Source organism: Sphingomonas sp. 7/4-4, from assembly GCF_027941955.1.
In the GTDB taxonomy this organism is placed as follows: Bacteria; Pseudomonadota; Alphaproteobacteria; order Sphingomonadales; family Sphingomonadaceae; genus Sphingomonas.
Map to the genome: position 1 here is coordinate 2,649,651 of NZ_CP115960.1, position 13,473 is coordinate 2,663,123.

Here is a 13,473-nt window from a genome sequence, read left to right on the forward strand (position 1 = left end):
GGCGGCGCGAAGGAGGGTCTTCAGAACTTGGCGCGGACGCCGAACTGGAAGCGGCGGTCGACGCGGCTCCACGCGGAGTCGAGATAAACCGGCCGGGCATCCGGGGTCTGCGGCGAGTCGCCGAAGATCTGCTGCTGATACACACTGGTCGTGTTGAGCAGGTTCGATGCGTCGACCGACAATTCGAGGAAGCGATTGACCGAGAGACGCAGCGATCCGTCGAGGAAGCCCGAAGCCTTTTGGAACACCGGCAAGCCGATGCAGCAATCGAGATTCTGCGTCAGATAGCGTGAGCGCCAGTTATAGGCGAGGCGGAAGCCCACCGGCCCCTTCTCGTACAGCGCGACCGCGTTGAACGTGTGATCGGAGATGCCGGCAAGCCGATGCGAGTCGAGCACCGATCCAGTGCCGCCCAGCGATTGCTGGCCCGCGCCGAACGCACCGACATCGCCGCTCGACGAGGCCGTGAACAGGTTCGAGTTGTTGATTCCCGACTGGTGGACATAGGTGTAGTTGAGCTGCGCGCCGAGCCCGCTCAGCACCCCGGGCAGGAAGTCGAAGAACGACTGGAAGGCCGCTTCGAACCCCATCAGCTCGCCACCATCGTCCGTATTCGCCGGCCCGAGGATACGCACCGCCTGGGCGGAGCCGTTGTTGGTCAGCGTGCGATCGAACTGACCGAAGCTGATCGAATTCTTGAGCTTCTTGTAGAAGCCGGTGAGCGTCAGCGACGAGCTGCGGCCCATATAGCGTTCCAGCGACAGATCGAACTGGTCGGCGATGACAGGCTTGAGCGCCGCATTCCCCGAATTGGCCTGGAACACGAAATTATAGCCGGTGACGTTGGCCGCAGTGTGCGCCGCGGTCGGCGAGTTATAGACGATATAGGGCGAATCCGGTCCGGTGTTGATCACCGGCGCGTTGATCGCCAGCGTGTTGCGCAGATAGCCGAATTCGGGCCGCGACATCGCGCGCGAATAGGCGAAGCGGAGGAAGTCCTTGTCGCTGAGCCCGAAGCGGATGTTGAAGCTCGGCAGCCACTGGGTGTGCGACCCCTTGTAGCTGTCGACCGTCGCGGCGCCGTTGGCGAAGGCGCGCACCGCCGGCGTCAGGTAGCAGGAAGGATTGACGATCGCAGTGCCCGAGAGTGGCGTGCCGCATGCCGGCAGATTGTTGAAGATGGTTGCCACGGGGAAAGCGAGGCTGCCGTCGCTGGTCTCGCGGGTATTGACCACGCGGAGACCGATATTGCCGACCACGCTCATCCCGCCGATCGTCTTGTCGTCGCCGCCGAAGCGCATCATCAGATACGCCGCCTTGGTCTGCTCGCGCACCTTGAGGATCTCGCCCGGCGTGAAGCAGTCGTCGACCGTGGCTTCGGCGCGGTCGCAGATCGCCGTATAGCCCGACGGGACCGGCGAGTTGGTGGCAGCGCCGCTCAACGAACCGATCAGCTTGCTGAAGTCCTTGAGCGTGTCGCGGTTGAGGAAGACGAGCGGTCCGTTGGGGAAGACCTTCCCGTCATAGAAATCCCCCATCGCATAGGATTCCCAGATCCCCGCGCCATAGCCCTTGAAGGGCGCATGCCCGGCATTGCCGCCACAATTGCCGGTGTTTGTGGGATAGGCGCCGCCGGTAGTGTTGTCGGCATTGAAGCCCGGGCCGTTGCAATACCAGGGGGCCGCGATCGGGGTCCAGTTGAAGGTCGAATAGCGGACGTTCTGCTTGCGGTCGGCGTAACGGACACCGCCCTTGATCGAATCGAACCAGCCGTCGTCGCCAAATTCATATTCGAGGTCGCCGCGCAGCGCGACTTCGGTCGCGTCATTGTCCTCGACATGGCCCTGGATGAACGGGATCCAGTAATTATGCGCATTGGCGAGCCCGCCGGTCGCGTAATTCACGTTCGAGCCGGGCAGATACGCGATCTGGGGGTTCCGTTCTCGTTGGTGCTGTACTGGAAATTCGCCATCGAGCCCGAGGCGACGAGGATGTCGTTATTGTAGGTCGACGCATCGATATATTGCCCGTCGAGATTGGCGTGCAGCCGGTCCGAAATGTCCCATTTGAGATTGGCCGAGTAATCGCGCGTCCCTTCGCGGTGGGCGAAGTTGCGCGCCTCGTTCTCGAGATAGAGGCCGTCGCGGAGCGTGGTGCACACAGAAGGCGCGGCGCAATTGTTGACGAAGGGCATGCCGGGGATCGCCGAGCCGGCATTGATCGCCGCCTGGGTGCTCTCCCACGTGCCGCTGAAGCTGCCATGCCCCTGCGTCAGAATGCCCGACTGCAGCATGCCGTTGGCGCCGAACACCAATGCCCCAGTGCCGTCGGCTGGTCCCAGCACCGTCCCGGTGCGCGGATTGAAAGCGGGCGTGCCGAAATAGCCGCCCTCGAGCTTGGCGTGGCTGGCGCGCTCGAACCACGCATTGCGATAGTGCGAGTCGACATATTGCAGCGTCGCGCGGACCGTGCCGGCATTGTTTTCATATTGCGCGGCAAGCGCGATGCCGCGGCGCTTGCGATCGTAATCGACTTCCGAAAAGCGGACGCCGTCCGGTGCATAGCGGAAGCCCGAGCCGCCGAACGGATTGGCGGTGCAATTGATGCTGCCGTCCGAAGTCACCGTGCCCGCGGCCGGAGTGCCGAAGCCGGCACCGCAATAGGTGTCGATCTTGTCCATGATCACGCTCTCGGTGCGCGTGACGACCTTGCTCTCGGCATAGCTGGCGAGCAGGCCGAACCGGCCGATCGGGGTTTCGAAGGTGTTGCTGATCAGCCCTGAGAATTCGGGGTCCAGCGATCCGAACGATCGCCATAATTCATCCGGAAGTTGCCGGTGACGGTCAGCCCCTTCTGATCGAAGGGCAGGCGGGTGCGCAGATTGACCGTGCCGGCAATGCCGCCCTCGATCATCTCCGCGGTCTGGTTCTTGTACGCATCGACGCCGGCGAGCAACTCGGGCGAGACGTCGTTGAACTGGAGCCCGCGCGCCGAATCCGCCGAGAAGCTGTCGCGCCCGTTGAATTCGGTGCGCACCTGCGTGAGGCCGCGGATCAGCACGCCGGTAGGCTCGCCCGAGGGTGCGTGCTGTCGTCGGCCGACTGGAGGCGGCTGACGGTGATGCCCGGCACGCGGGCCAGCGCCTCGGCCGCCGACTTGTCGGGGAAGGCGCCGATGTCGGTCGCGGTGATCGAGATCGACGAAGGTATCGGCGTTCCGCTTGATGTTCTGCGACGTATCCAGCGCGGCGCGCACACCGACCACGACGATGTCGGGCCCGGCCTCGCCTTCCGCTTCCGTCGGGCCCTGTTGTGCCTGCGCCTGGGCATCGGTCTGCGCCCGTGCGGCGGATGCCGTGCCGATCGCGATCAGCGCGCAGAGCGAAACACCGCCGTGCAGCGCGCGAAACCGACGCGTGGAATTGAAACCCGTCATGCATACCTCCCCATGTGCTCCGCTTTTCGCGGATGCGGTTCGGGTACGGCTATGCGCCGCCCCTCTCGGTTGCATTGAATTGCGTAAATTTGCACAACTTGCAAGTGGCTTTTTTACTAGCGTTGCTCGCTTATATTGTCTCTCCTACCAGAATATTTATGCAAATTTGCATTACGCGGGTGCCTTGGGAATGGTCAATGCCAGGCACGCGCCGATCCCCAGCGCGAGTGCGGCGCTCGTCATTGCTCCGGCAGGAGCACCGTCGAACGGGATGCGCACCAGCGCCCCGAGCGTCGCCGCGGCGACGAGTTGGGGCAGCACGATGAAGATGTTGTGGATGCCCATATACACCCCCATCTTTCGTGCCGGCACGCCGTCCGACAGCATCGCATAAGGCAATGAGAGGATCGCTGCCCAGGCGATCCCGATGCCGATCGCGGGCAGCCAGAGGTCCGTCGCCCGCCCGAAGGTGGCGAAGCCGAGCAGCCCGAGCGCGCCACAGCCGAGACAAAGGGCATGGCAAGCGCGTCGCCCCACCCGACGGGCGGCCGCGGGTAAAACCAGCGCCACGAGCGCCGCCACGGCATTATATTCGGCGAACAGCATGCCGACCCAGTCGGCGCTGCGGCCATAGCCCGCCGAGGCGGGATCGCGGCTGGCGGGATCGAGCGCGGCGACCGCGGGAATCGCATAGACCCAGAGCGCGAACATCCCGAACCAGGTGAAAAACTGGACCAGCGCCAGCCGCTTGAGCACCAGCGGCATGTGAAGGATGTCCTCGACGATCACCACCATGCCGATCGACCTGCGCCCGCGCCGGCGCAGCGCCACCGCCGCGAGCTGGAGCAGCCCGAACACCGCGGCGATGCCGGCCATAAGATAGAGCTCGCGCGGCGCCCGCAGTGCCGCGGTCAGCCCGGCGAGCAGCGCTCCGCCCAGCGCCCATGCGCCGCCGCTGAACGCCAGCGCCGCCGCCCCGCTCGCGGTCGGCACGTCGGGATGCGCGATATCGCCGGGACCGGCGAGCTGCCCGGGCGGGCGCTCGCGCGTGGTCGCGACCGACCAGACGACGGTCACCACTAGCACCACCGCACCCACCGCGTAAGCGGCGGCAACCGTATCGCCCCTGCCCCCCACGCCGAACCAGTTGGTCAGCATCCAGGGCAGCGCCGAGGCGAATACCGCGCCTGCGCCGATGAAGAACACCTGCAGCGCGAATGCCGAAGTCCGTTGCGGCTCGGGCAAGGTATCGGCGACCAACGCGCGAAACGGTTCCATCGCGATGTTGATCGACGCAGTGAGCACCCACAGCATCAGGCAGGCCGACCAGAGCGTCGTGACGCTCGGCATCGCCAGCAGCGCCAGCGCAGTGAGCAAGGCACCGGCGAGGATATAGGGCCTGCGCCGCCCGAGCCGGCCCCAGGTGCGATCGCTCAGATGCCCGACGACCGGCTGGACGAGCAGCCCGGTGATCGGCGCCGCGATCCACAGCAAGGCCAGCTCGTCGACATTCGCGCCGAGCGTCTGGAAGATGCGGCTGGTGTTGACGTTCTGCAGGCCCCAGACGATCTGGACGCCGAACAGGCCGAGGCACATATTCCATAAATGCCATGCGGCACCGCGCGGCGCGGCGGCGCGACCGGGACCCCGGCTTCTGCCGACCGCCTCCTGATCGCTTGCAAAGCCCCCTCCCGATGCGCTACTATGCCGCATTCGGCGTTGCCGTAAGTCTGGGTCCGATGGGTAGCAATAGCAACAACAATACCACCCTGCAGGATCTGGCGACGCTGGCGGGCGTGTCGGTGTCTACGGTGTCGCGTGCGCTCAACGACCACCCGTTGATCAGCACCCGGACCAAGCAGCGCGTCTGGGCACTGGCGCGCGATCACGACTATCCGTTCAAGCCCACCATGCCCTCGGGCCCGATCGGGGCAGTGGGATCGATCGCGATCGTCACGCCGGTGATGCGCGGCCGGCCGCTGCCGCTGTCGCACCCTTTCTTCCTCGAGCTGCTCGCCAATATCGGCGAGGCGGCGCGCGAGCGCGACTGCGACTTCACCGTCAGCCATACCGCGCCGACCAGCTTCGACGATCTGATCGTCGCGACGACGACCAGCCGCGCGGACGGCGTGATCTTCCTCGGCCAGTCCGTGCTCCACGACGAGTTCAATCGTCTTGCCGGGACCAATGCGCGCTTCGTGGTCTGGGGTGCGCAACTTCCCGGCCAGCTCTACTGTTCGATCGGGTCGGACAATCTCCTCGGTGGCGGGCGCGCGACGCGGCACCTGGTGCGGCTCGGGCGGCGCCGGATCCTGTTCCTCGGCGGCAGCGACCCCGAGGCGATGCAGCGCCGCCGCGGCTATATGGAAGCGCTCACCGAGAGCGGGCTCGAAACGGACCCGGAACTGATCGTCTCGGTCGAGTTCGAGCTCGAATCGGCCTTTTCGGCGGTGAGCGGGTTGCTCAAGCGCGGCGTCGTGTTCGACGGCGTCGTAGCGGCAAGCGACCTGATCGCGCTCGGCGCGATCCAGGCGTTGCGGCACGGGGGCAGATCAGTGCCGCAGGACGTCTCGGTGGTCGGCTATGACGACATGCTGCTCAGCCGGCTGAGCACGCCGACGCTCAGCACGGTGCGGCAAGACACGTTCGCCGCGGGCCGCCTGCTCGTCTCGCGGATCATGGACAAGGACGATCACCAGGAAAGCAAGCGGCTGCCCACCGAACTGATCATCCGCGAGTCTTGCGGCGGGTAGCGCGCGAAAACGCCCGTCTCTCGAACACGCACTCGAGTTGCTCAGTACGATGCAGAGCGACTTAGGTGGCAAGACGCCCGGACAAAGCGCGGAACATCTGCTGGAGTCTCTCCATTTCGCGCGTTCCCCGATCTCTTTATGGGCCTATTCACACTTGGCGTGGCGTCACTGCGCCGCGCCGCCCATGATCTGCACCAGCTTCTTCGGATCCTGGTTCGAGGGTAATGGCGAGCGGCTGGTCAGCGTTCGATTGGCGTCGTTCCAGATCAGTTCGGCCTTGACGCCCTTGCCGCTGCGATAGCCGTTGGTGGTGCCGTCGTCGTCATAGAGCGTGAAGCGCGCGTCGCGGCCCGGATATACCCGGATCGCCTCCAGCGCCTGCTTCTCCGAGGTATTGGCCACCGGCGACCCGACCGGAAGGATCGAGCCGGCGCGGACGAACAGCGGAATCCGGTCGATCGGCGCCGCGGCCTCGATCGTCTGACCGCCGCTGTAGCGCCGGTTGGTCCAGTAATCGTACCAGTCGGCGCCGGCCGGCAGATAGACCGGGCGGGTGGTCCGTCCCTGCTCGGTGACCGGCGCGACGAGGAACGCCGGGCCGAACATATATTGGTCGCCGACGGTCGCGGCCTTGGGATCGTCCGGAAAGTCCATGAACAGCGCCCGCATGAACGGCGCACCTGTGTCGTAGGTCTGCCGGCCGAGCGAATAGAGATAGGGAATGAGCGCGTAGCGAAGCTTGAGATAGCTCGCGAGGATCGGTTCCGCCGCCGGGCCATATTCCCAGATCGCCGTGGCCGGACGCTGCCCGTGGATGCGCAAGGTCGGCGTAAACGTGTTGTACTGGAACCAGCGGACGAAGAGTTCGGGATAGTCGGCATAATCCGGCCCCATTGCAGTCGCACCCGCCGGCGCGACCAGCACCGGCCGTTCGGCCTTGGGTCCGTTGGGCCACATCCAGCCGCCCGTGTCGCTGCTCCAATAGGCGATCCCGCTCGCCGTGAAATTGAGCCCGGCGGGAACCTGTCGCCGCAGCGCCTCCCATGTCGAAGCGACGTCGGAAGACCAAAACAGCCCGCCGTTGCGCTGCGCGCCCAGATAGGCGGCGCGGGCGAGGATCAGATTGCGCTTGTCGGGCCGGTCGCGCGCCGAACCGTCGGCGACGATGCTCGTATGCACCAGCGGATAGACATTATAATAGCGGTCGCCCGAGCCGATCGAGAAGAAATAGCCGCTCGGCACCAGATCGGGCTCGGTCTCGTCCAGCCAGAACCAGTCGAAGCCTTCGCTCGCGATATTGTCGCGGATCCTGTTCCAGAACCACTCCCGCGCCTGCGGGTTGGTGCTGTCGAGGAGCGCGCCTGCGCGGTCCGACCGGACGGCGAGACCGTCCGCGACTTGGCCCTCGGCGTCCTTGAGGAACCAGCCCTTGGCCGACAATGTATTGTAGTAGCGTGATTCGCGTTCGAAGCGCGGCCAGACGCTGATGATCGAGTGCATGCCCCAATCGTGAAGCTGGCGGTTCATGCCGGCGGGGTCCGGAAAGGCGTTCCGATCGATGTCGAGCTGCCCCATCCGCGTCCAGTGGAACCAGTCGAGCACCATGACGTCGAGCGGATAATGGCGGCTGCGATACCCTTCCGCGATCCGCATCAGTTCGTCGCGGCTCTCATAGCGTGCCTTGCTCTGGATGAGGCCGAACGCGGCCTTGGGCGGCAGCGGGGTTTCGCCGGTCAGCTTGGCATAGCCCGCGTAGATCTCGTCGGATGTCTTGCCGGTGATGATGAAGAACGACACGCGTTCGCCGACTTGGGACTGGAAGCGCGTGGCATTGTGCAGGCCCGGCGATACGGTCGTCGCCGACGCATTGTCCCAGATGATCCCATAGCCTTTGTTGGTGACGAGGAAGGGCACGCAGACCGACTCGCCTGCCGGCGCATCGTAATTGTGCCGGCAGTCGATCGTCCTGCCGCGTAGATCGAGCGCGCCCTCCTGATTCTGCCCGAGGCCGTAATAATGCGTGTCGGCAGTGTCGGCGAAGCTTGCGCCCACCTTGAACGTCTTCTCGCCATTCACGGTCTGGGGCGCCATCTCCCAGCCGTTCATGCGCGTGATCTCCCTGCCGTCGGGCGTGCCGATCGTGATCGAAACCGGAGGGAGCGACGGCGCGAAATAGCGCTGCATCTGGGTCGGTGGCTTGGGCCAGGGCTGGGCGTTGACCGTCACGCGCAATGCCGAAGACGTGAACAGATCGCCCGAAGCGCCGCCGCTATGCGTCCAGCCGCTCGCATCCGGCTTGGCGCTGATACCGTATCCCGGCCCTTCCTCGACCTCCTTGCGGTCGAGCGACAGCGTCACGCGAACGATGTTGGGGCCATAGGCCTCAACCGAAACCAGGCTGCCGTTGCGATCCATGGTCGCGAGCGACTGGGCGGCGGCCGGACCAGCGGCGAGCGCCGCGCTCGCGAGCAGAATGTGACGCAAAATCATGAAGTCTCTCCATCGATTCTCTGGCTTTCGCCGTGACTGGTGTTCTCGCAGGTCGCGCGTCAGGCCCCGTACGGGCGCGCGCGATATGTCACTTGCCGCGCACCGGCTTCACCGGCTCGAGCAGAGCCAGCACGACATCGTTGCTCCGCATCGGCACCCGCAAAACATAGTTTCCGTCGCTACCGATACGGACGGTCATGTTCTTCTCCGGCGCATCGCTTGTGAGAGACTGCAGCTCGGTGAGCTGCGTGCGGGACAGCGAAGCGGGCGAACCCATTTCGAGATAGCGCGTATGGGCGTCGTTGGCCTTGAAGCCGGTACGGCGGACCGTCAGCCGATAGCTTCCGCGTGCCAGTCCGCGGAAACGCACTTCCGCGCTGCGCGCTGCCTGCGCAGGCAGCACCCTGGTGAAGAACGGCCGGTTGCTCAGTTCCTGCTTCGGCAGTTGCCAATCCCAGAACAGCACGCCGGTCCTGCCCTTGTCGGTCGTGATCCACGTCTGCGGGTCCGCCGACGGCACTTCACGGCCGTTCAACGCATTCAGATATTTGTACGCGAAGAATGCGGGTTTGCGGATGCCTTCGCGATTGATGAGGCCGAAACCGCCGTGGAAAGGCGTGGGCGGGGGCCAGCCTCTTCGAACAGGTCGCTGAAGGTCCAATAGCTCATTCCCTGCGCGAACGTGCGCGTCGCGCGCAGCTTGGTCAGGATATAGGCGGCGCTGATATAGGAATCGTGGACCGGATCGCGCGGGTTGTAGCTCGCGCTCCATTCGGTGAAGAACAACGGCAGCGAGGGAAATTTCGACGCCGCGATCTGCTCCCGCACACGCCGCACATCGCCGACGACCGCGTCGGGATTGGTCGAAAGCCTGTTGTCGTCCTGCCCCTTTTCATCGAGGAAGCCGCCATCGACACCATAGGTATGCGTCGCGACGAAATCGACGGGGATGCCCCGGCTCGCGGCATAATCCAGGAACTCGGGAACCCAGGCTGCTCCCGCCGTGGCCGGACCGCCTACCCGCAAGCCCGGATCGATCGCCTTGATCGCACGCGCGCTCGCCTCATAGAGTTCGAAATACGCTTTCTGATCCGCGCCCTCCCAGAAACCGCCGAGATTGGGCTCGTTCCATACCTCGAAATACCAGCTGCGGACCTCGGCCTCGCCATATCGGCTGCGCAGATGGTGCACGAACGCGTCGACAAGCGCACTCCACGCCTTCGGATCCGGATGCGACGTGTTGCCCTTCCAGTAGAAGATCGTCTGCGGCGAGCTCGCCATCGCCTCGGGCGTGAAGCCCAATTCGACGAAAGGCTTGATCCCCATGCCGAGCAGCGCGTCATACAATTGGTCGATCTTCGTCCAGTCGTAGATCGTCTTGCCGTTCTCGACCCGAACGGTCCGGAAGACATCGTGGAAGATCGCGTGGAACCGGACATAGCGGAAGCCCAGCTCGTCGACGGCGAGCTTGAGCTGCGCCAGACTCTCGGGACGGATCAGCGTGCCGGGATAATCCGATCCGACCGAGAAATTGAACGAGCGGTCCAGCGGTCCGGCGGCCTTGCGCAGGTCCACTTCGATGTGCCGCGGCTGCGCCTCGGCGGCAACCTGCGGTTGCGCGGCCGAAGCCGGCGCCATCACGCAGGCGGCCGCCGCCGCGAATGCCATGCCGAGTCTCTTGAAATTCATTGCGCCGCCTGGCGCGCCATGGCGCAGTTCATAGCAATATAGTCCTCGTGGGTCGGCATCGCCTCGGCGGTGCGCGCGACGATCTCGCGCATATGGTTCATGAACTGGACGGTCTCTCCGACCGGCAGCATCGCCACCAAAGGATCGGCGGCCCGCGGGACGATGTTCTGGCCGAGAAGGACGGCGATCCAGCTCTCCTCGGTGAAGAGCGAATTATGCGCCCTGAAGATTCGCCCCTTTTCGCGCCACAATTCGATCCGCGCGGCGAGGCTGTCTGGGACATCCATCGTGCGGCAATGGTTCCAGAAGTCGGAATCGGCGCGCTCGGTGGCGTGATAATGCAGGATGATGAAATCGCGGATGTGCTCGTATTCCTCGATCAGCCAGCGATTATATTCGTCGATCTCGATTCCGCTGAAGCCGCGATCCGGGAACAGCGACATCAGGCGGAAGATGCCGGACTGGATCAGATGGATGCTCGTCGATTCGAGCGGCTCGATGAACCCGCCGGCGAGGCCGATCGCCACGCAGTTCTTCTCCCACAGCTTCTCCCGCCGCCCGGCGGTGAAGCGAAGCAGCCGCGGATCGGCGATCGTCGGCGCGTCAAGCCCGTCGAGCAGCCGCTGCAGCGCAGTCTCCTCGTCGGTATGCGCGCTCGAGAAGACGTGGCCGTTGCCCACGCGGTGCTGCAGCGGAATGCGCCAGCGCCATCCGCCCTGCTCCGCATTCGCGCGCGTATAGGGGACGGGCGGTGCGACGTTCGCAGTGGGCACTGCGATGGCGCTGTCGCAGGGCAGCCAATGCTGCCAGCTGCGATAGGGAACGCCCAAGGTCTGCCCGAGCAGCAACGCGCGGAATCCGCTGCAATCGACGAAAAAGTCGCCTTCGATCCGCCGGCCGTCTTCGAGGACGACCGCAGTGATATGCCCGTCGAGCGGCGCCTGCTCGACGTTCGCGATCTTGCCCTCGACGCGCTTCACGCCGCGCGCTTCCGCATGCCCGCGCAGGAATTTGGCATAGAGGCCGGCATCGAAATGATAGGCGTAAGCGAGGCCGGACAGCACCGCGTCGGGATTGCTGGCGGGCTTGGCGAAGCGCCTCCGCCGGGCCGCCGCAATCGAGATGGCATAATCGTCCACCGGACCCGGATCCGCATCGCCGCCCAGCAGATGCTGGCGCAGCCAGATCTGGTGGAAATTGATGCCCAGCATCGAACGGCCATATTTGCCGAAGGGATGGATGTACCTGTCCCCCGCCTGCCCCAGTCGACGAATTCGATCCCGAGCTTGAACGTGCCCTGCGTCGCGGCGACGAATTCGTTCTCGTCGATGCCGAGCGCGGCATTGAAATCCAGCAAGGGCGGGATCGTCGCCTCGCCCACCCCGACTGTGCCGATCTCGTCCGATTCGACCAGGGTCACGGCGACGCCCGCAGCGACCAGGCGCGACACCGCGGCCGCCGTCATCCAGCCGGCCGAACCGCCGCCGACAATCACCAGCCTGGTGACCGGCGCTTCCGTCGGCGGCCGCGTCATGCTGCGTTCGCGCCTGGACCGAAGCCGGACTTCTGCGCGAAGCGGACCAGTTCGCGGTTCGACGGCAGCTGGCGGAGCGCGAATTCGGCCTGCTGCCGGATCTTGGCAAAAGCCGCCTTGGCGTCCTCCTCGAACCGGAAAACGCCAGCCTTGGCCGACAGATCGGTTTTCCAGCCCATCCCGTACAGCACATATTGCCAGCTGGATTCGGTGAAGATGTCCACGTTCCGGTCGACGTCCATCTCGTTTGGCGGCCGGAACCGCCAGCGATCGAGCAATTCCTTCAGGCTGTCGGGAACCGAGGCCGGATCGACATTATCACGCCAGAATTGGCTGTCGCGCCGTTCGCTGAGGCAATAATGCAGCTTGATGAAATCGAGCGTGCGCTCGTAGCGACGGCGCATATTGGCATTGAACTGGCGCGCCGAAGTCTCGAAATCGCCCGCCCAGGGAAAGAGATTGGCGATCACGCCCGCGGCGATTTCGGAGAAGACGATTCCCGTCGCCTCAAGCGGTTCGAAGAACCCGCTGGAGAGGCCTACCGCCACGCAGTTCTTGTACCAGTTCACTTCGCGATATCCGGCGTCGAAGCGGAACCTGCGCGCCTCCAGCTTTGCACCGGCGGGGCCGATATACTCGCGCAAAACCCGTTCCGCCTCGTCCGCGTCGCCATGCGCGGACGAATAGACGTGGCCGATGCCGCGCCGGGCCTCGAGCCCGATGTCCCAGATCCATCCCGCCTGCTGGGCAGTCGAGATGGTGTAGGAAGCGATCGGATCGTCGGGCCGTGCATAAGGGACCTGGATCGCCACCGCGCCGTCGCAGAAAAGCACGTCGCGGCAGGACTTCCATGGCTGGCCGAGCGCCTTGCCGATCAGCTCGGCACGAAAGCCCGTGCAATCGATATAGAGATCCGCCGTCAGGACGCCGCGTTCGGCGCAGCGGACCCCGGCGATCGCCCCGTCTTCGCCGAGCAACACTTCCTGCACGGTATCGACCAGATGCGTCACGCCATTGGCGATGCCCTGCTCGCGGAGCAGCACGGCGAGCGATACCGCATCGAAGTGAAAAGCGTAGTTCAGCGGCCCGACAAAATCGGGATGGCTCGGCAATTTGGGCGCACGGTGCGCGTCGGCCGCGCGCTTCTGCGGCGTGTTGACTTCATCCCAATTGGCATCGCCGGCGAGACCGAGCAGCCAGTAGGGGAGGAGCTCCGGACCGTCGCGGTCGTCGGTTTCCTGAAAGGCGTGAAGATAGTGATCGTGCCCCGGCGTGCCGGGCGTGTGCCGCCAGTGGACGAATTTGGCACCTTGCTTGAACGTGGCGCCGCAGCGACGGACCAGTTCGGCCTCGTCGATTCCGATCCGCGCCAGCGTCCTGCGGATCGTCGGGAAAGTGCCCTCGCCGACGCCGAGAATGCCGATATCGTGCGATTCCACCAAAGTGATCGCAACGCCGCCGGGAAGATCGGCACCCAGCATCCGCGCGAGATACCCTGCCGTGATCCAGCCGGCAGTCCCGCCTCCCACGACCAGGATTCGCCGGCATTCGGAAACCATCGATGCACTCCGA

The 13,473-nt window shown here is 64.9% G+C and carries 10 protein-coding genes and 1 pseudogene; 1 reads left to right on the top strand and 10 read right to left on the bottom strand.

Annotated elements, in window-relative coordinates:
• Positions 1-20 precede the first annotated feature (20 nt).
• The 4 genes from PIB19_RS13355 to PIB19_RS13370 all read right to left on the bottom strand — a co-directional run bounded on the left by PIB19_RS13355 (position 21) and on the right by PIB19_RS13370 (position 5,031).
• Entirely contained in the window at positions 21-1,904 is a 1,884-nt protein-coding gene (locus tag PIB19_RS13355) for a TonB-dependent receptor domain-containing protein (RefSeq protein WP_271237766.1), read from the bottom strand.
• Positions 1,901-2,680, bottom strand: a complete 780-nt coding sequence (locus PIB19_RS13360; RefSeq protein ID WP_271237767.1) for a hypothetical protein — start codon at positions 2,678-2,680, stop codon at positions 1,901-1,903. Before PIB19_RS13360 ends, PIB19_RS13355 begins: the two co-directional genes overlap by 4 nt.
• Before the next feature lie 92 nt (positions 2,681-2,772).
• Positions 2,773-3,435: a hypothetical protein gene (locus PIB19_RS13365; protein ID WP_271237768.1), complete on the bottom strand. Its 663-nt coding sequence runs from the start codon at positions 3,433-3,435 to the stop codon at positions 2,773-2,775.
• A 171-nt stretch (positions 3,436-3,606) separates the two neighbouring features.
• On the bottom strand, positions 3,607-5,031 hold the full coding sequence (locus tag PIB19_RS13370) for an MFS transporter (protein ID WP_271237769.1): 1,425 nt from the start codon (positions 5,029-5,031) through the stop codon (positions 3,607-3,609).
• Between the two features lie 143 nt (positions 5,032-5,174).
• Here PIB19_RS13370 and PIB19_RS13375 point away from each other — a divergent pair, with 143 nt between their 5' ends.
• Complete coding sequence (locus PIB19_RS13375) at positions 5,175-6,188, top strand: LacI family DNA-binding transcriptional regulator (protein WP_271237770.1); 1,014 nt, start codon at positions 5,175-5,177, stop codon at positions 6,186-6,188.
• A gap of 165 nt (positions 6,189-6,353) precedes the next feature.
• Here the strand turns inward: PIB19_RS13375 and PIB19_RS13380 are convergent, their stop codons facing one another.
• From PIB19_RS13380 to PIB19_RS13400, 6 genes and pseudogenes are all read right to left on the bottom strand, one after another.
• Positions 6,354-8,678: a glycoside hydrolase family 31 protein gene (locus tag PIB19_RS13380; RefSeq protein ID WP_271237771.1), complete on the bottom strand. Its 2,325-nt coding sequence runs from the start codon at positions 8,676-8,678 to the stop codon at positions 6,354-6,356.
• 88 nt (positions 8,679-8,766) lie between these two features.
• Complete coding sequence (locus PIB19_RS13385) at positions 8,767-9,270, bottom strand: hypothetical protein (RefSeq protein WP_271240984.1); 504 nt, start codon at positions 9,268-9,270, stop codon at positions 8,767-8,769.
• Positions 9,219-10,367: a GH39 family glycosyl hydrolase gene (locus PIB19_RS13390; protein ID WP_271237772.1), complete on the bottom strand. Its 1,149-nt coding sequence runs from the start codon at positions 10,365-10,367 to the stop codon at positions 9,219-9,221. The genes PIB19_RS13385 and PIB19_RS13390 overlap by 52 nt, the downstream gene beginning before the upstream one ends.
• Positions 10,364-11,578, bottom strand: coding sequence for a tryptophan halogenase family protein (locus PIB19_RS13395; RefSeq protein ID WP_336297144.1), 1,215 nt, complete (start codon positions 11,576-11,578; stop codon positions 10,364-10,366). The genes PIB19_RS13390 and PIB19_RS13395 overlap by 4 nt, the downstream gene beginning before the upstream one ends.
• Positions 11,579-11,673: 95 nt before the next feature.
• Positions 11,674-11,901: pseudogene (locus PIB19_RS23090) on the bottom strand (tryptophan 7-halogenase); the annotation flags it as partial.
• Entirely contained in the window at positions 11,898-13,460 is a 1,563-nt protein-coding gene (locus PIB19_RS13400; protein WP_271237773.1) for a tryptophan halogenase family protein, read from the bottom strand. The pseudogene PIB19_RS23090 and the gene PIB19_RS13400, both read right to left, overlap by 4 nt.
• Positions 13,461-13,473 lie beyond the last annotated feature (13 nt).

Excerpts from the sequence above, each read along its gene's own strand:
- PIB19_RS13375 (WP_271237770.1), top strand. The coding sequence starts at position 5,175 with ATGGGTAGCAATAGCAACAACAATACCACCCTGCAGGATCTGGCGACG.
- PIB19_RS13395 (WP_336297144.1), bottom strand. The coding sequence starts at position 11,578 with ATGCTGGGCATCAATTTCCACCAGATCTGGCTGCGCCAGCATCTGCTG.
- PIB19_RS13380 (WP_271237771.1), bottom strand. The coding sequence starts at position 8,678 with ATGATTTTGCGTCACATTCTGCTCGCGAGCGCGGCGCTCGCCGCTGGT.
- PIB19_RS13365 (WP_271237768.1), bottom strand. The coding sequence starts at position 3,435 with ATGACGGGTTTCAATTCCACGCGTCGGTTTCGCGCGCTGCACGGCGGT.
- PIB19_RS13390 (WP_271237772.1), bottom strand. The coding sequence starts at position 10,367 with ATGAATTTCAAGAGACTCGGCATGGCATTCGCGGCGGCGGCCGCCTGC.
- PIB19_RS13370 (WP_271237769.1), bottom strand. The coding sequence starts at position 5,031 with ATGTGCCTCGGCCTGTTCGGCGTCCAGATCGTCTGGGGCCTGCAGAAC.
- PIB19_RS13400 (WP_271237773.1), bottom strand. The coding sequence starts at position 13,460 with ATGGTTTCCGAATGCCGGCGAATCCTGGTCGTGGGAGGCGGGACTGCC.
- PIB19_RS13360 (WP_271237767.1), bottom strand. The coding sequence starts at position 2,680 with ATGGACAAGATCGACACCTATTGCGGTGCCGGCTTCGGCACTCCGGCC.